The sequence below is a fragment of the Aeromonas sp. sif0611 genome (genome assembly GCF_019218845.1).
GTDB lineage: Bacteria > Pseudomonadota > Gammaproteobacteria > Enterobacterales > Aeromonadaceae > Aeromonas > Aeromonas media.
Window position 1 is genome coordinate 22,676 of sequence record NZ_JAHUWU010000001.1, and the last position, 17,761, is coordinate 40,436.

Below are 17,761 nucleotides of genomic sequence, written 5' to 3' on the forward strand. Positions count from 1 at the left end.
CGGGTGGCCTCTTTGTTTTACGGTATTTTTGTCGGGAAAATAAAATACTCGAACAGCACTATTGGTCTTTACTTGCAGGCATGATTGACAGCAGGACACGTGTTGTGGTGCTCTGATGTCCACAAGGTATTCATTCAAGGCCATTTTCTGGGGTGATGTTGACCGTTATGAAGGGAATCGTACGGGCATATTTCCTGCTGTTTTCACCTATTCTGCTGTTGGTCCTGGCGGGGGGGTATCTGCTGGGCAATGCACTGATTGAGCGCGAGCTCTACCGCGTTCGCAGCGATGAGAGCACCTTCCTGGCGCTCGCCAGCGGCCGCCTTGACGACGAACTGGCGGTGCCGCTGCGCCATGTGCGCAGCATATCGGAAGAACCCATCCTGCTCGAGGCGGCGGGTCGCAATGACCATGACACCATGGCAGTCCAGTTCACCATCCTGATGAACCGTAATCCCGACTATGCCCAGGTGCGTTGGCTGGCCCCGGATGGGATGGAGCGGGTACGCATCGATCGTCAGGGCCAGCGCCTGCTGCGTGTGGCGGACGAGCAGTTGCAGAACAAGGTGGAGCGTTATTATTTTCGCGACGCCATGGCGTTGCCCTGGGAGCGAGTCTACGTCTCTCCGCTCGATCTCAACGTTGAACACGGGGTGATCGATCGCCCCTTCAACCCCATGATCCGCATTGCCAAGCGCCTTCGCCTTGGGGGACATGATCTTGGTTTGCTGCTCATCAACGTGCAGGCTGCTCGTATGCTCAAGGCGTTCGCCAACAGCAGCGGCAAGGCGACGGATCACACCATGCTGTTCAACCAGGACGGTTATTGGCTGCGTAGCCCGGACCCATCTCAGGAGTGGGGTTTCATGCTCGACCGCCCGGAACTCACCCTGAAGCACGCTTCTCCCCAGGCCTGGCATGCGTTCTGGGGCGCTCCGAGTGGCCAGATGGAGTCTGCCGATGGGCTGTGGAGCTGGACCACCCTGTACCCGGCACAGAATCACGATCAGCTGATCTGGAAAGCCGCCTCTCTGGTACCGCGCAGCGAGCTGCTGGCCATTCGCACTCACATCTGGGGGAGCATCTCGGTCACCTGCGCCATGCTGCTGTTGCTGTTCGGTGCCGGCGTGGCCGCGCTGGTGCGCAGCCGGCGTCGGGAGCAACTGGCGCAGCAGGAGGCGGCCAGGCTGGCGCAGGTCAAAGGGGATTTCATTGCCAACATGAGCCACGAGATCCGTACCCCCATGAACGCCATCATGGGGCTGACCTACCTGCTCGAGCAGGGAGGGCTCGACGATGGTCAGCATGCTCTGGTACGCAAGATCCACCAGGCCGGACAGGCGCTGCTCGGGATCATCAACGACATCCTCGATTTTTCCAAGATTGAGTCGGGCCGGCTCGAGCTTGAGCGGGTGCCATTCAGCATGGAAGAGGTGCTCGATCATGTGGCGGCCATCATGTCCACCTGCGTTGGCGAGAAGCACCTCGAACTGGTGGTGAGCAGTGCCCCCGAGCAGGTTTCCCATCTGATTGGGGATGCCCTGCGCCTCGAGCAGGTGCTGCTCAACCTGACCGGCAATGCCATCAAGTTTACCGAGCGCGGGGAGGTGGAGGTCAGGGTCGAGCTGGAAGCCGAGCAAGATGGCATGGCCACCTTGCTGTTTCGGGTGCGCGACACCGGGATCGGCATTCCGCCCGAGCAGCAGGCCAACATTTTCAATGCCTTCTCCCAGGCAGACTCCTCCACCAGCCGCCGTTTCGGGGGAACCGGGCTTGGCCTGACCATCAGTCGCCGCCTGGTGAACCTGATGGGGGGAGAGATCGGCGTCACCAGTGAACTGGGCAAGGGGAGCGAGTTCTGGTTCCGCGTCCGGCTGGAGCAGGTGGAACGGCCCGAGGCCTTGAGCGAGCGTCTGCAACACATCTCGCTGCTCATCGCCGACGACAATCAGGTGACCCGCGACGCCCTGTCGATGACGGTGGGTTCCCTCGGCTGGCAGTCACGGGTAGTGGAATCCGGTGAGCAGGCGCTGCACCACCTGCTGCGCCAGGGTGAGCGCTTCGACGTGATCCTGCTCGACTGGATCATGCCGGGCATGGACGGGCTCGAGACCTGCCTGGCTATTCGCCGTGCCTTCGAGCGGCAGGAGCGTTCACCCATCATCATCATGGCGACCGCCTATTCCCAGGACGAACTGATGCACCGTCCCGGCTCGGAGCAGGTGGATCTGGTGCTGCACAAACCGGTCACCGGCTCCAGCCTCTACAACGCGGTGGCGCGCCTCATCCACGAGAAGCGCGAGCACGTGGAGCCGCTGGAGAGTGGCCAGCGCCGTCTGCGGCTGCCGGGCGTACATGTACTGCTGGTCGATGACAGCGACATCAACCTGGAGGTGGCGACCCGCTTGCTGCAACGGGAGGGGGCTGAGGTGATCACCGCCATCGACGGAGAGCGGGCCCTGGCTTGTCTCGCCGATCCGGCGCGGCGTATCGATCTGGTGCTCATGGACGTACAGATGCCGGTGATGGATGGCTACGAGGCGACCCGTCGCCTGCGCCAGCTGCCGGGACGGGAGGAGACTCCCGTGCTGGCACTCACCGCCGGGGTGTTCAAGGATCAGCGCGAGGCGGCGCTGGCCAGTGGCATGAACGACTTCATCGCCAAGCCGCTCGATGTGGAGCAGCTGATCGCGACCTTGTTGCGCTATCTCCCGGACAGCGTCCTGCCGCTCGCCGTGAGCGACGAGCCCCTCGTCCAGGAGCCGGTGGCCGGCATCGATATTGATACCGGACTTCGCAACTGGGGCGAAGCCTCGGTCTATCTCAAGTACCTGCGCCGTTTTCGCGATGACTACATGACGGTCGGCACCGTGTTGCCTGACTACATAGCCCAGCACGAGACCGATGCGGCCGCGAGCCTGACACACAAGATAAAGGGGGTGGCGGGCAGCCTGTCGCTCACCGATGTGGCGCGCGTCAGCGCCGAGCTGAACGAGGCCATCGAGCAGGGAGGCGACACCAGTCAGCTCATCGCTCCCTTCCTCGAGGCGCTGGAGCGGGCGCAACAGTCCATCGATACCTATGCCGGGCGCGAGCCGGGCGCAGTCAGCTCCCCGCAGGCCCAGGGGGAGGCGCGGGAGGCGTGCTTGCACGCCCTGCATCAGGCTCTGGTGAGTGAGGATCTGGATCTGATTGAGCCGGCGCTGAGTCAGGCCAAGAGTTACCTGCCTTGCGAGCTGGTGAGTGAAATAAGTGCGGCTCTGGAGCTGTTTGATATCCCGTTCGCCACCCGCAAGCTGGAGGATTATCTGGAGGAGCGTGAGGAACCTGCACCATGAATCGACCGCGAGTGCTGATCATCGACGACGAGCCGAGTAACCTTGGGCTGCTGCGGCAAATCCTCAAGGAAGAGTACAACCTCTTCTTTGCCAAGGGGGGGGAGGAAGGGCTGGCCGCCGTGGGTCGTCACGAGCCAGCCCTGATCCTGCTTGACGTGCGCATGCCCGACATGGACGGCTATGAGGTGTGCCGCCGGCTCAAGGCCGATCCGGCGTATGCCGGGATCCCGGTGCTCTTTATCACGGCGAGCGACAACGCAGACAGCGAGAGTCAGGGCTTCGAGGCGGGCGGGGTGGATTACATCTACAAGCCGGTCTGCCCGAGCACGGTGCGTGCCCGGGTACGCAACCACCTCTCCCTGGTGCGTCTCGATCAGCTCGAGCGCAGCTACCGTACCGCCATCGTGATGTTGAGCGAGGCGGGTCACTACAACGACACCGACACCGGGGTGCATATCTGGCGCATGGCCGCCTATGCCCGTGCCCTGGCCGATGCGGTTGGCTGGAGCCCGGAGCAGTCGGACCTGCTGGAGCTGGCGGCCCCCATGCATGACATGGGCAAGATCGGGATCCCCGATCACATCCTCAAGAAGCCCGGCCCCCTCACCGAAGAGGAGTGGGCCATCATGCGCACCCATCCGCGTATCGGTTACGAAATCTTGAAACGCTCCGACGGGCTCATCTTTCGCATGGCGGCGGAGATTGCCCTGCATCACCACGAGAAGTGGGATGGCTCGGGTTACCCCGCAGGAGAAACCGGAGAAGGGATCCCCGAGGCATCGCGGATCGTGGCCATCGCCGATGTGTTTGACGCCCTGAGCGTGCGTCGCCCCTACAAGGACCCCTGGCCTCTGGAGCAGGTGTTGGCGACGATGCGTGACGGTGCTGGTCAGCACTTCGATCCCCGGCTGCTCGCACGTTTTCTCGAGATCATGCCGGAGATCTTGCGCCTCAAGACTCAGTGGGACACCCGCGAGGCGCGGGGGGATTACCAGATAGGTTGCGTCAGGTAGGGATTGCTGACCCGCTCGCGACCCAAGGTGGAGCTGGGGCCATGGCCCGGCACGAAGACGATGTCATCCCCAAGGGGCAGCAGGGTCTCGGTGATCGAGCGGATCAGGGTGGCATGATCCCCGCGGGGGAAATCGGTGCGGCCTATGCTGCCGGCAAAGAGCACGTCTCCCACCCAGGCGAGTCGCTCGGCTTGACTGAGCAGCACTATGTGCCCCGGGGTGTGGCCCGGGCAGAAATAGACCTCCAGCTCGCACTGGCCCAACTGCACCTTGTCACCTTGCTCAAGCCAGTGATCCGGTGTGAACGCGGGGGTATGGGCGAAGCCGAACATCTGGCTCTGCTGGGGCAGCATGTCGAGCCAGAAAGCATCATCCTTGTGGGGCCCCGTGATGGCCACACCGGTTTTCTCCCGCAGCTCGGCCGCCGCCCCCACGTGATCCAGATGCCCGTGGGTCAGCAGAATATGGGTCAGGGTCAGCCCCCGCCTGGCGATGGCCGCCAGCAGCTTCTCCGCCTCGCCACCGGGGTCAATCAGCGCAGCCTGGTTGGTCTCGTCACACCAGATGAGGGAGCAGTTCTGGGCAAACTGGGTGACCGGGATCACCTCGAACTTCAACATGTGGGACTCTCCTGATGGGTCTGACGGGCGTGCTGTTCGGCGAAGAAGGCGAGGCAGGCCTGTTTGTCACCACGAAACTGGATCCGCTCGCGCTTGTTGTTCAGTTGATAGAGGTACATGGGGTCATAGTAGCGGGTCAGCAGCAGGCGGATCCAGGCGAGGTGCAGCGCCGTATCCCCCGTGTTGGCCTGCTCATTGAGTGCTGCCTGCATCAGGTCATCCAGCTCCCGGTGGTCCTTGTCACCGAGGCGACGCTTGAGGCGGGCCAGGGCATCGGTCAGGTAACCGGCAAACTGTGGCCAACCCGCCTCGCTGCCGTACATTTCCAGATAGCGTTGCCAGAGATCCTGCACGTAATCCACCCGGATCTGCTCGGCCCGTTCCTCCTGAGGCACCTCTACCACCACCAGGGGAGCTTGGCACATGGCCTCATAGAGGTTCAGCGGCAGGGCGCAGCGACCGATGAGGCGGCTCTCGTCTTCGACCACGAAGGCATGTTCGCCATTGTGACGGCGCTTGAGCAGCTCGATGGCCAGCCGGTTCTCGAAGTTGATGTTGCTGGGCTGTCCCCCCGGCAACTGGCCAAAGGAGGATCCCCTGTGATGGGCGTGCCCTTCCAGATCCACCGACTGGGCAATTTTCGCCAGCATGTGGGTCTTGCCGGAGCCGGTCATGCCGGTCAGCACACTCCAGTGACACTGGGCGCTGGCGCTCTCCTGGGTATCGATGAGAAAGCGGCGCAGCTCCTTGTAGCCGCCGGCCACCCGCGGGCGGATGACACCTTCATCAGCCAGCCACTGCTGCACTGTCTGCGAGCGCAGGCCACCGCGAAAACAGTAGAGCAGGGCATCGGGCTGCTGGCGCAACTGCGCCAGCCATCCTTCAATACGGGTGGCGCGCACGGCGCCCCCCACCAGCTTGTGGCCGAGTTCGATGGCCGCCGCTTGACCTTGCTGCTTGTAACAGGTACCCACCTGGGCGCGTTCGTCATCCGTCATCAGCGGCAGGCTGACGGCGTTGGGGAAGGCCCCTTCCTTAAATTCGACGGGGGCGCGCAGATCGATGAGGGGCACGTCTTCCAGGAAGATGCGCGCCAGGTTCGTTTCGAGCGGCAGTTCACTCATCGTGCATCCCTCTGACAGGTCAGAACCGTCGGGGCGACAAACCGCAGTGCACTCATTGGATGACCTCGATAAAGCGCGCGCCATCCAGTGGCTGCAAGCGGCCAATGGGGGAGAGGGCCAGCCCGGCCTGCTCGGCAATGGCGAGGAATTCGGCCTCGGTTTCCTGACCGACGGCCACCAGCAGGCCGCCGCTGGTCTGCGGATCGCACAGTATGTTGCGGGTGCGATCACTCATGGCATCGAGCTTGTGACCATAGGAGTCGAAGTTGCGCAGGGTACCGCCTGGTACGCAGCCCTCACTCAGGTAGTGATCCACCTCGTCTAGCAATGGCAGCGCCTTGAAATCCAGGCGGGCGCACACCCCTGAGCCTTCGCACATCTCCAGCAGGTGGCCCGCCAGCCCGAAACCGGTCACGTCCGTCATGGCATGCACGCCGGGCAGCTCGGCAAAGCGTTGGCCAATCTTGTTGAGAGTGCACATGGCGTTGGGGGCCAGTTGCTCGTGCTCGGGCTTGAGCTTGCCCTTCTTCTGGGCCGTGGTGAGGATGCCGATGCCAAGGGGCTTGGTCAGATAGAGTGTGTCTCCCACCTTGGCGGTGTCGTTCTGCTTGATGGCACCCAGCGGCACTATGCCGGTCACCGCGAGGCCGAAGATGGGCTCGGGGGCATCGATGCTGTGGCCACCGGCGAGCGAAATACCGGCCTCATGACACACCTGGCGACCACCGTCGATCACCTGCTGAGCCACTTCCGGCGCCAACGTATTGATGGGCCAGCCGAGGATGGCGATGGCGACGATGGGCTTGCCACCCATGGCGTAGATGTCGCTGATGGCGTTGGTGGCGGCGATGCGGCCAAAGGTGAAGGGGTCATCGACGATGGGCATGAAGAAGTCGGTGGTGGAGACGATGCCCTGACCGTTGCCGATGTCCACCACGGCGGCGTCATCCTTGCTGCTGTTGCCGACGATCAGGGTCGGGTCGTCAAAGCCCGGGATCTGGCTCTTCAAAATGGTGTCGAGCACCTTGGGGGAGATTTTGCAGCCGCAGCCAGCGCCGTGGCTGTACTGGGTCAGACGAATGGAAGACATGCTTACCCCTCTTGGTTCAAACTCATGTCGGCGCGCGTGACGCGATAAGGGTGCGACCCCTGTGAGGGTCCACCAGAGACGGGTGATCCGAATGGGCGGCGGGCCGGCAGGGTGTGCCGGATGGCATTGAGAGTCTGGCCCCCAGGGTCGCGCCAACGGAGTCACGGGACGGCGCATTATGCCACAAAGAGGGTGAGGATTCCGAACCCCATTGACGGCAAGAGGGCCAAGAGACTGCTGCCTCATCAGTGTCCTGGATGGTCCAGGCGGCAGACGAGGGCAGATGGGAATAAACTGGCAGGGCGCCACCCACACAGGAGTGATCCCGATGAAACTCTATGCCCATCCCTTTTCGTCCTACAGCCAGAAGGTGTTGATCGCCCTCTACGAGAATGCCATCGCCTTCGATTATCTCAACCTGGAGGCGGCGGCGGTGAAGGCCGAACTCGCCAGTCTCTGGCCCCTCAAGCGCTTTCCTGTGCTGGTGGATCAGGGGCGCACCCTGATAGAAAGCAGCACCATCATCGAATATCTCCAATGCGCGCATCCCGGCCCCCATTGTCTGGTGCCCGCGGGGGAGGATGGGATCGAGGTTCACATGCTCGACCGCCTGTTCGATAACTATGTGATGACGCCGATGCAGAAGGTGGTGCTGGACAGGATGCGCCCGGCGGGGGATCACGATGGCTATGGCGTCGCCCAAGCCAGAGAGCTGCTGGACAAGATCTACCCCTGGCTTGACGAACACCTTGCCGGACGCACCTGGGCGGCAGGGGAGGCGTTCACCCTGGCCGATTGCGCCGCCGCCCCCTCGCTCTTCTATGCCGACTGGGCCCATGAGATCCCGCACTCACTCACCAGGCTGCGTGCCTACCGTGCCCGTCTGCTGAGTCAGCCCTCCATAGTCCGGGTGGTGGATGAGGCGAGGCCCTACCGCCACTACTTCCCCCTGGGGGCGCCGGCCCGTGACTGAGCCGGGCGCGAGATCCCGGCAGAAGGTAACCAACCCAGCCCTGATGCCGGACGGAGGAATGGTCGGGAGAGGGGGGGCGTGTTATATGCAGGAAAATGAGTTTTGATGCGCTTTTGTCTGATATTTCCCCGAGTATTCTCCAAGGTATGTGATTTTATTTTCATGTTTTTGCATAAAGTAATCGACCATGTTCACCGCTGGTGAGTGCCATCTGCCGATGAGCATGAACCTTAGCTAAAGGCGAGGGCACGTGAGGAGTAGCGGCCAGTTGAGGAGGGGACAGACGGAGTGAGCCTCGTTATCTCTTGGGGACGCAAAACAGAGAAGGCCCGCTATCGCTAGCGGGCCTTCTCTAGGGTATTGCTTGCCATCAAGCCTTGGTCTGGCACTGTGCCAGCGTTGGTTGGCGCGGCTTAGCGGGCGCGCACCACCAGACCCTTGAGGTAGAAGCCTTCCGGATAGGCGGTACCTATGGGGTGATCGGAAGCCTGGGACAAGAGCTCCAGGATCTGGGCATCGCGACCGGCATCGAGCGCCGCATCGGCAACGATCTTCTGGAACAGGCTCTGCTCCATCAGGCCGGAGCAGGAGTAGGTCAGCAGCACGCCGCCCGGCGCCAGCAGCTGGAACGCCAGCATGTTGATGTCCTTGTAGCCGCGGCAGGCACCCAGCAGCTGGGCCTTGCTCTCGGCAAACTTCGGCGGATCCAGCACGATGACGTCGAACTTCTCGCCCTTCTCGCGGTATTCACGCAGCAGCTTGAACACGTCGTGACGCACGAACTGGGTGGTGCTGGTATCCAGCCCGTTCAGCTCGGCGTTCTGGCGGGCGATGTCCAGCGCATTCTGGGAGAGATCCACGTTGACCACTTCCCTGGCGCCACCCTTGAGGGCATAGACGCCAAAACCGCCGGTGTAGCAGAAGCAGTTGAGCACCCGCTTGCCTTCGGTGTACTTGGCGGCGGCCTGGCGGTTGTCACGCTGATCCAGATAGAAGCCGGTCTTGTGGCCGTTGCGGATGTCCACCAGGATCTTGACGCCACCGTTCTCCTCGATCACCACAGGCTCGGTGGGGGTCTCGCCATGGATGACGCCGGTGCGCTCTTTCAGCCCTTCCTTCTTGCGTACCGCCACGTCGGAGCGCTCATAGATGCTGCACTCGGGGTAGAGGGTACGCAGGGCCTGGGTGATGAGGTCGCGCTGGAACTCGGCACCGGCAGAGAGGATCTGGCACACCAGGAAGTTGGCGTAACGGTCGATGGTCAGGCCCGGCAGGCCGTCGGATTCGGCGGCGCACAGGCGATAGCCGGTGAGGCCCTGACGCTTGATCAGCGGATCCCGGGACTCCTGGGCATATTTGAGGCGGCGGATGAAGAAGTCGAGGTCGACGGTCTCGTCCTTGTCGAAGGTCCATACCCGGGCACGGATCTGGGAGCTGCCTGACCAGGCGCCCCGGGCGAGCCACTTGCCATCGTTTGAGTAGATCTCGACGGTATCGCCATCGATGGGGTTGCCCTGCACCTTGTCGATCCCCTTGGAGAAGATCCAGGGGTGACGGCGCAGCAGGGATTTTTCGCGGCCTTTGACGAGATAGATGGAAGCGCTCATGGGAGTTGCCAGATGGTCAATAGAAAAGGGGTCACATTCTAAGTGCAACTGCGTTGCTAAGCCAGAGTTTGCGTGCATGGATAAGATGGGCTGTTGCAGATGGTCAATAGCAAGAAAAAGCCGTGAGGTGTTTCTCAAGGTGAAAGCAACGGTGGAATGGCAGTAATGATGACCTTTTATCTCATCGCGAAGCGCCATGAAGAAGTCATCGATGCTTGGGAACGTTGAAATTATTAATATTTTGCATCTTGCCAGTCAGTTTTTTATAAAGATTCATATGGTGATGTCGATAGTGATTAAAGACTAAATTGAATCTTATCTTCTTCGGTGGACACATCATGTCACTCTCTGTTCGTACCAATGTTTCCGCGATGACGGCACAACGTCATCTCGGTAGTACATTGGGTACTTTTGACTCTGTATTCAAGCGTTTATCCTCGGGTCTGCGTATCAACAGTGTAGCGGATGATGCGGCAGGACTTCAGATCAGTAATCGTCTGACCAGCGAAATCAATGGTACCAATGGGGCTATTCGCAATGTCAACGATGCCACCTCCGTCATCAATGTGGCCGATGGGGCGATGGATGAATCGATGAATCTCATGCAGCGTATGCGGACGCTTGCTCTGCAAGCGGGCAGTGGCATCAATTCGGCGGATGACCGCGCCGCACTCAATGCTGAATTCCAGCAGATGCGCCTGGAAATGGATAGGATCGCGACCAAGACGACGTTTGCCGGGCAAAGTCTATTGGCCGGGACATATAAGGGGATATTTTCTATCGGGGCTTATGCTGGCCAAAACATGGTCATCACGGATATGAATGCACAGACCAAAAATTTGGGCGAAATGGTCTGGCAGTCCCGCAGCCCAGTCAGCAGCAAACCCGGCGCTCACAGCATTGATGGTTTACAGCTTGGGGTACAGCCAATCACGCTCAATGGCGTGACGTTTGACAAGAACTATTCAACAATGGAAGCCTTTGTCTCCGACATCAATAGCACCAGCTTTCCCAATAATCAGGGTCCGGTGGAGGCTGTGCAGCATCCATTTTCGGTAAGGTCGTCAATCGATCTGTCCACTCTTCCCTCCTATATCGATATCGAAGGACAGACAGTGGATTTGACGACGGGCATCGACATGACTGGCTGGGATCCTGTGAACCCAACGTCGGAGAATAGTTGGTTGATGGCAACGGTTGTCCATCGGATCAATCTGGCGGCACAATCCGCCGGTCTTGGTTTTTCTGTCAGTGGCTCATATAGCAACGATCCTGCCAATAATCAGCTCACCATCAATAGCTCCCAGGGAAAGAGTCTTACTCTGGCGAATGGCACCACTCATCCACCCCAGCCACCTCAGCCAGCCCCTCCAGCACCCCCAGTTCCACCTATCTCCGCCAATCCGTCACTCTCGGCCTTGCTCACGGATGTGAGCAGCACGACCTATATTGGACAACTTGAGCTCAGCTCATCGGGTACTCAATATTCAAATATTGATATGGAAGGTAACACCTTGGGCTCCCTTGGTTTTTTCCTTCAAGATAAGCAGAAATATACGGTAGACAACGTAGACGTACTGAACGAGAGCAATGCCAGTCGTGCCATCAAGACACTGGATGCAGGTATGAAGCAGCTCGGTGTACAGCGTTCCCATATTGGGGCTCAAGCAAATGCACTTGAGGCAAGGGGGCGTAATTTGAGCATCAGCAATGAAAGCCTGAGTGCTGCCCGCTCACGGATCCGGGATGCCGACATGGCCAGCGAGTCTGCACGCATGGTTCGAATCCAAATCTTGCAGCAGGCCAGTACCAGCATATTGAGTCAGGCCAATAGCCGCCCCAACTTGGCGCTGAGTTTGTTGCAGTCCTGAGCTTGTTGCATATGGAGCTGTAACGGCCGAATGAGACTCTTAAATTAAATTCCCCGATGCGGAACATCGGGGAATTTGAGTAACAGAAGGCAAGTTGGAATGATCTCGTCCTATCCCAGGACCGGACATGCTCAGTGTTTAGATCCGCAGGCCCGTCATGGCCTGGCCGAGCTCGGTGGCGGTGGCCTTTAGGCCGGCGGTGCCGGCGACAGAGGCGCTGGCGGACTCTTCCACCCGGCTGGCCTCGTGGCGCACCTGATCCAGGTTGCGGGTGATCTCTTCAGCTACCGAGCTCTGCTCTTCGCTGGAGGTGGCGATCTGGGTGCTCATCTCCAGCACGGCGTCGCTGTGGCTGCTCAGCTTGTCGATGTCCTGCCCCACTTCTGTGATGAGCTGCTGGCTGCTGGCGGCGCGCCCGACCGTCTTCTCCATGATGTCGTTGAGCGCCCCTGTGCCGGCCTGCAACTCTTCAATCATCTGCTGGATCTCCACCGTGGCCTGCTGGGTGCGGCTGGCGAGGGTACGCACTTCGTCTGCCACCACGGCAAAACCGCGGCCCTGCTCGCCGGCCCGGGCGGCCTCGATGGCGGCGTTGAGCGCCAGCAGGTTGGTCTGCTGGGAGATGGCGTTGATGACGTTGACCACCTCGTTGATGCGGTTGGCATTGTGGGTCAGCCGCTCGACGGCGCCTGAGGCGTTGCCTATCTCATCCGCCAGGGTACGGATGGCGGCTATGGTGCGAGCCACCCGCTGGGCGCCGTTGGCTGCCTCCTCGCTGGACTGGCGGGTCTGCAGCAGGGTGTCGTTGGCGTTGCGAGCCACTTCGCGGATGGCCGCCGACATCTGCTCCATGGCGGCGGCTAGGGAGTCCATGTGCTGGCGTTGGGCGCGGGCCAGGGTCTCTCCGTCACTGGCGTGCTCGCGGAACTCGTCGGCGGCCATGGTGAGTGCTTCGGCGGACTCCTCCACCAGTTTCACTATCTTGTGCTGGCGATCGGTGAAGCGGTCTATGCTGCCCGCCAGAATGGAGAACTCGTCCCGCACCGGGAAGAAGTTGAGGCGGAAGGTGAGATCCCCGTTCGCCACCGTCTGCAGCGCCTTGTTGGTGGAGTAGAGGGCCCCGGAGACGAAGGTCATCAGATAGTGGGTGATGAGGGCAAGCAGGGCGGCCAGCACGGCTATGATGGTGAGGGTCGTCCCCTGTCCATCCCACATGGAAAAGTTGCCGGCATCCAGGGTGCCGCTGACAAAACCGGCCTGACCGGCCTGGGCACTATATTGAAAGCGATCGCCCTGCTGGGTCAGACCGGCGCTGCCGGTGGGGGCCAGGGTGAGCTCGGTCGGCAGGGTGAGGGTGGGCTGCTGGGTGATCAGCTGGGCCGTGGTCTCTACCCGTTGCTTGAGTTGATCCAGCCGGATCTGCATCTGCTGATCATGGCCGTCGGCTAGCAGGTACCAGGTGAGAAAGGCGATGAACAATAAGGGGCACCAGAAGGTGATGAGAAATTTTTCGCTGATCGTGAGGTGAATGAGATAACGGTCAACCCACCGGAATTTAACTTCTTTCATAATGGTATTGCGTCCTGCAAGGGAGAGAGAGTGTCGTGCTCATTATCGCCTTGGGGGAAAATTTCTTAAGGGGAAGGTGTGATAAATGGGAGAGCAATCGTTTGTCGTGCGGGTGTGGGGCCAGGTACAGGGGGTGGGGTTTCGTTACTTCACCCGGGAGCGGGCACTGCAGCTGGGGCTCAGAGGACATGCCTACAACCTGGAGGATGGCTCTGTGGAGATCCTTATCGCCGGCCCTGAGCAGAAGGTGCAGATGATGCTGGGCTGGCTGGAACACGGGCCCCGAACGGCCACTGTGACCAAAATGGAGTGCACCCGGGCATTGCCTCCTGCGGGATCCGGTTTTCATACCAACTGAGCAGGCAGGAGGCCGGCAGATGATGGATCAGGGCAAGGGGCTAGAGCAGGCACGCTGTCTCATGGATCAATACTGGGCCGCCACCCTGGCCCTGCGCCAGCGGGCGGGCTCGGAAGAGGTCCATGCCTACCGGATTGCGACCCGTCGCCTGCTCGCCCTGCAGGCCCTGTGGCGTCCTCTGATCCATGAACCCGGGTTGGAGCGGCGACTGATGCGTGCGGCGGGTAGACTCTCCGCCCTGCGGGATGCCCAGGTCTATGCGGCGCACTTTGGTGGCAAGGCTCAACCCGAGGTTGTGCCCCGGGTGCCCATGCTGACGGTACGACTAGCGCGCTGGCTGGATCGGCTGCTGCAAGTCCCTGCCGACTTCAATCCCCTGCCGCTTTTTCAGATGCATCTCGCGCTCGGTCTGGCGGATTGCCTGGCCGAGCCCGGGCTGGAGAGACCGTCGGCCGGCAACAGGCTGCGGCTGCGCCACTGGCACAGGTTGCGGCTGGTCCTGAAGCAGACCCGTTATGGGGTGGAGCTGCTGGTGGGACAGGGGGAGGGCGATCCGGCATGGCTCTCCATGCTGATCGAGTGGCAGGACAGGCTGGGTCAGTTGCAAGACGCGCGGCAATGGCGCAGGCGGCTGCGTCGCGAGAAGGGGCGTGACAAGAAAGTACGCGCCCTGCGGGAGGCGATACGTTGCCAGTTGCACCAGCTGGACTGCCGGCAGGCGGAGCTTGTTGGTCTGCGGATGGCGTTGCAGCGCCAAGATTAGCGGGAAGAAAGAGGGATAAAAAAAGAGAGGCGCTGGACCTCTCTTTTCAATGGGATGCCGGCTGCGCTTACTTGACGCGCATACCTGGCTGGGCGCCTTCCTGGGGCTCCAGGATCCAGAGATCCTTGCCGCCCGGGCCGGCGGCCAGCACCATGCCCTCGGACATGCCAAAGCGCATCTTGCGCGGGGCCAGGTTCGCCACCATCACGGTCAGCTTGCCTTCCAGATCTTCCGGATTGTAGGCGGACTTGATGCCGGCAAACACCTGACGGGTCTCGCCACCGATATCCAGTTGCAGCTTGAGCAGCTTCTCCGCTTCCGGTACGGCTTCTGCCTTCTTGATCAGGGCGACGCGAAGGTCAATCTTGGCAAAATCCTCGTAGCTGATGGTCTCGCTGATGGGGTCGTCTGCCAGGGGACCTGTCGCTTTTGGCGCCTGCTCCTTGGCCAGATCTTCCTTGGAGGCTTCCACCATGGCTTCCACCTTGGCGGGCTCGATGCGGGAGAAGAGCGCCTTGAACGGGGCCAGCTGGTGGTTGCTCAGCGGCTTGGCCACGCCATCCCAGGAAAGGGTCTCGCCCAGGAAGGCTTCGGCGCGCTCGGCCAGGTGAGGCATGACAGGTTTGAGGTAGGCCATCAGCACCCGGAACAGGTTGATGCCGACGGAGCAGACGTCCTGCAGCTGTGCATCCGCCCCTTCCTGCTTGGCAATGACCCAGGGAGCCTTGTCATCCACATAGCGGTTGGCTTTGTCGGCGAGCGCCATGATCTCGCGGATGGCGCGGCTGAACTCACGGGCCTCGTAGGCATCGGCAATAGAGGCACGGGCGCTCGCGAACTCGTTATAGAGTTCGGGTTCGCTGCACACATCGGCCAGCTTGCCGTCGAAACGCTTGGCGATAAAGCCGGCGTTGCGGGAAGCCAGGTTCACCAGCTTGTTGACCACGTCCGCATTGACCCGGGAGACGAAGTCTTCGAGGTTCAAGTCCAGATCGTCGATGCGGCTGTTGAGCTTGGCGGCGTAGTAGTAACGCAGGCACTCGGGATCCAGGTGCTTCAAGTAGGTGGAGGCCTTGATGAAGGTGCCCTTGGACTTGGACATCTTGGCGCCGTTGACGGTCACATAGCCGTGCACGTTGACCTTGGTCGGCTTGCGGAAACCCGCTCCTTCCAGCATGGCCGGCCAGAATAGGCAGTGGAAGTAGGCGATGTCCTTGCCGATGAAGTGATAGAGCTCGGCGTCGGAGTCTGCCTTCCAGTAGCTGTCGAAGTCGATGTCGCCGCGCTTGTCGCACAGGTTCTTGAACGACGCCATATAGCCGATGGGGGCATCCAGCCAGACGTAGAAATATTTGCCCGGGGCGCCCGGGATCTCGAAGCCGAAGTAGGGGGCGTCGCGGGTGATGTCCCACTGCTGCAGACCGGATTCGAACCACTCTTGCATCTTGTTGGCCATCTCTTCCTGGATGGCACCTGAGCCGCGCACCCAGTCGGCGAGCCAGGCTTCGAACTGGGGCAGATCGAAGAAGAAGTGCTCGGAGTCCTTCATCACCGGTGTCGCACCGGAGACGGCGGATTTCGGATCGATGAGCTCGGTCGGGCTGTAGGTGGCGCCGCACGCGTCGCAGTTGTCACCGTATTGCTCAGGAGACTTGCACTTGGGGCAGGTACCCTTGACGAAGCGGTCCGGAAGGAACATGGACTTTTCCGGATCGAACAGCTGGGAGATGGTGCGGATCTTGATCTTGCCGGACGCCTTGAGGCGGCCATAGATAAGCCCGGCCAGCTCGCGGTTCTCGTCGCTGTGGGTCGAGTGATAGTTGTCGAAGCTGATGTTGAAGCCGGCAAAATCCCCCTGATGCTCCTGGGATACGGCGGCGATCATCTCCTCGGGAGTGATCCCCATCTGCTGCGCCTTGAGCATGATGGGGGTGCCGTGCGCGTCATCGGCACAGACGAAATGCACCTGATTGCCACGCATTCGCTGATAACGAACCCAGATATCGGCCTGGATGTGTTCCAGCATGTGGCCAAGATGGATGGAGCCGTTGGCATAGGGGAGGGCGCAGGTTACCAGCATTCTACGAGGATCAGTTGCCATAATACGTTCTTGATGTGCCTGTTGGGATGATACAGTGCCGAGCATGTTACCCGAATTGGGGGCGGCCTGCCTAGGGTTGTGGCCCCCGGGGCCTTGGCTGACGGCATCAGCAAGGCGTCGGCAAGCCACTGATTTGTGTGCGGTAACCGTTCACCTCAGGATAACGACAACATAATGGGGAGTTAATGGTGATTGATTCAGTAAAACAGATCCTTGCCGAATTTAAGCCGGCTGGATGGGGCCAGGATCTGGTTGCGGCCGGTTTTGTGCGTGCCGTCGAGCAGCATGAGCAGACCCTGACCATCAAGCTGGTGCTGCCCTTTGCCGGTCAGACCCTGTTTGAACAGATGAAAGAAACGTTTGATGCGCACATCAGGGCCGCCACGGGCGCCGCCATCGTCGACTGGCAGTGCGACATCGAGGTGGCGAGCATGCCTCGCGCCCAGCAACTGGCGGCGGTACAGGGCATTCGCAACATCCTGGTGGTGGCCTCCGGCAAGGGGGGGGTGGGCAAGTCCACCACCGCCGTCAACCTGGCGCTGGCGCTGCAAAAGGAGGGGGCGCGGGTCGCCATTCTGGACGCGGACATCTATGGCCCCTCCATTCCGACCATGATGGGGACCCTCAAGGAGCGCCCCCACAGCCTGGATGGCAAGTTGATGGAGCCCGTCATGGCCTGCGGTCTCAAGACCAACAGCATCGGTTACCTGGTGGCGGAACAGGATGCCACCATCTGGCGCGGCCCCATGGCGAGCAAGGCGCTGGCGCAGATCCTCCACGAGACCCGCTGGGGCGAGGTGGATTACCTGGTGGTGGACATGCCGCCGGGTACCGGTGATATCCAGCTCACCCTGGCCCAGCAGGTACCTACGACGGCCGCCCTGATTGTCACCACTCCGCAGGATGTGGCACTGGCGGATGCCCGCAAGGGGATCGCCATGTTCAACAAGGTCAATGTGCCGGTGCTCGGCATCGTCGAGAACATGAGTTATCACGTCTGCAGTGCCTGTGGTCATCACGAGGCGCTGTTCGGTACCGGTGGTGGCAAGAAGATGGCTGAGCAGTATCAAGTGGCGCTGCTTGGTCAGTTGCCGCTGCACATCGATATCCGCCAGCACATGGACGATGGCTGTCCCACCGTGTTCGGTTCACCGGAGGGAGGACTGGCTGAGGCCTATCTGAAACTGGCCCGTCGGGTGGGGGCCGAGCTCTATTTCAGCGGTAAACCGATTGCGACCCCGCTCTACACGGTGGCGCTGGACGAATAATCGGCTGTCGGCCGGTTGCAATGGATTTGGGGTGGGCATGGCCCACCCTTTTTTATATAATGGATT

The 17,761-nt window shown here is 61.0% G+C and carries 13 protein-coding genes; 7 read left to right on the forward strand and 6 right to left on the reverse strand.

Going from position 1 to position 17,761, the window contains the following annotated elements; all coding sequences use genetic code 11:
• Positions 1-167 precede the first annotated feature (167 nt).
• Positions 168-3,338: a hybrid sensor histidine kinase/response regulator gene (locus tag KW824_RS00105; protein WP_218408527.1), complete on the forward strand. Its 3,171-nt coding sequence runs from the start codon at positions 168-170 to the stop codon at positions 3,336-3,338.
• Complete coding sequence (locus KW824_RS00110) at positions 3,335-4,351, forward strand: HD domain-containing phosphohydrolase (RefSeq protein ID WP_042650066.1); 1,017 nt, start codon at positions 3,335-3,337, stop codon at positions 4,349-4,351. Before KW824_RS00105 ends, KW824_RS00110 begins: the two co-directional genes overlap by 4 nt.
• On the opposite strand, the gene KW824_RS00115 is transcribed toward KW824_RS00110, so the two are convergent.
• From KW824_RS00115 to selD, 3 genes are read right to left on the reverse strand one after another with little or no spacing between them, the layout of a single operon-like run.
• A complete protein-coding gene (locus KW824_RS00115; protein WP_218408528.1) occupies positions 4,327-4,971 on the reverse strand; it encodes an MBL fold metallo-hydrolase in 645 nt (214 codons plus the stop codon). The genes KW824_RS00110 and KW824_RS00115 overlap by 25 nt on opposite strands.
• On the reverse strand, positions 4,965-6,095 hold the full coding sequence (mnmH, locus tag KW824_RS00120; protein WP_218408529.1) for a tRNA 2-selenouridine(34) synthase MnmH: 1,131 nt from the start codon (positions 6,093-6,095) through the stop codon (positions 4,965-4,967). Before mnmH ends, KW824_RS00115 begins: the two co-directional genes overlap by 7 nt.
• Before the next feature lie 52 nt (positions 6,096-6,147).
• Entirely contained in the window at positions 6,148-7,185 is a 1,038-nt protein-coding gene (gene selD / locus KW824_RS00125; RefSeq protein ID WP_043131909.1) for a selenide, water dikinase SelD, read from the reverse strand.
• Between the two features lie 328 nt (positions 7,186-7,513).
• On the opposite strand from selD, the gene KW824_RS00130 reads away from it, so the two are divergent.
• Positions 7,514-8,158 carry a glutathione S-transferase family protein gene (locus KW824_RS00130; protein WP_218408530.1) on the forward strand — a complete coding sequence of 215 codons (645 nt, stop codon included), beginning with the start codon at positions 7,514-7,516 and terminating at the stop codon, positions 8,156-8,158.
• A gap of 413 nt (positions 8,159-8,571) precedes the next feature.
• On the opposite strand, the gene KW824_RS00135 is transcribed toward KW824_RS00130, so the two are convergent.
• Complete coding sequence (locus tag KW824_RS00135) at positions 8,572-9,765, reverse strand: class I SAM-dependent methyltransferase (RefSeq protein ID WP_043131905.1); 1,194 nt, start codon at positions 9,763-9,765, stop codon at positions 8,572-8,574.
• 338 nt (positions 9,766-10,103) lie between these two features.
• Here KW824_RS00135 and KW824_RS00140 point away from each other — a divergent pair, with 338 nt between their 5' ends.
• Complete coding sequence (locus tag KW824_RS00140; protein ID WP_218408531.1) at positions 10,104-11,636, forward strand: flagellin; 1,533 nt, start codon at positions 10,104-10,106, stop codon at positions 11,634-11,636.
• A gap of 138 nt (positions 11,637-11,774) precedes the next feature.
• Here the strand turns inward: KW824_RS00140 and KW824_RS00145 are convergent, their stop codons facing one another.
• Positions 11,775-13,205, reverse strand: coding sequence for a methyl-accepting chemotaxis protein (locus KW824_RS00145; RefSeq protein ID WP_218408532.1), 1,431 nt, complete (start codon positions 13,203-13,205; stop codon positions 11,775-11,777).
• 85 nt (positions 13,206-13,290) lie between these two features.
• Here KW824_RS00145 and KW824_RS00150 point away from each other — a divergent pair, with 85 nt between their 5' ends.
• Together KW824_RS00150 and KW824_RS00155 are read left to right on the forward strand one after the other, a co-directional pair.
• On the forward strand, positions 13,291-13,563 hold the full coding sequence (locus KW824_RS00150) for an acylphosphatase (protein WP_205641771.1): 273 nt from the start codon (positions 13,291-13,293) through the stop codon (positions 13,561-13,563).
• A gap of 19 nt (positions 13,564-13,582) precedes the next feature.
• The gene (locus KW824_RS00155) at positions 13,583-14,326 is read left to right on the forward strand and encodes a CHAD domain-containing protein (protein ID WP_218408533.1); all 744 of its coding nucleotides are present in this window, start codon (positions 13,583-13,585) and stop codon (positions 14,324-14,326) included.
• A 67-nt stretch (positions 14,327-14,393) separates the two neighbouring features.
• Here the strand turns inward: KW824_RS00155 and metG are convergent, their stop codons facing one another.
• The gene (gene metG / locus KW824_RS00160) at positions 14,394-16,427 is read right to left on the reverse strand and encodes a methionine--tRNA ligase (RefSeq protein ID WP_218408534.1); all 2,034 of its coding nucleotides are present in this window, start codon (positions 16,425-16,427) and stop codon (positions 14,394-14,396) included.
• A gap of 185 nt (positions 16,428-16,612) precedes the next feature.
• Between metG and apbC the strand changes: the two genes are divergently transcribed.
• Positions 16,613-17,695 (forward strand): iron-sulfur cluster carrier protein ApbC, encoded by a 1,083-nt coding sequence (apbC, locus tag KW824_RS00165; protein WP_005328348.1) that lies wholly within the window; start codon positions 16,613-16,615, stop codon positions 17,693-17,695.
• Positions 17,696-17,761 lie beyond the last annotated feature (66 nt).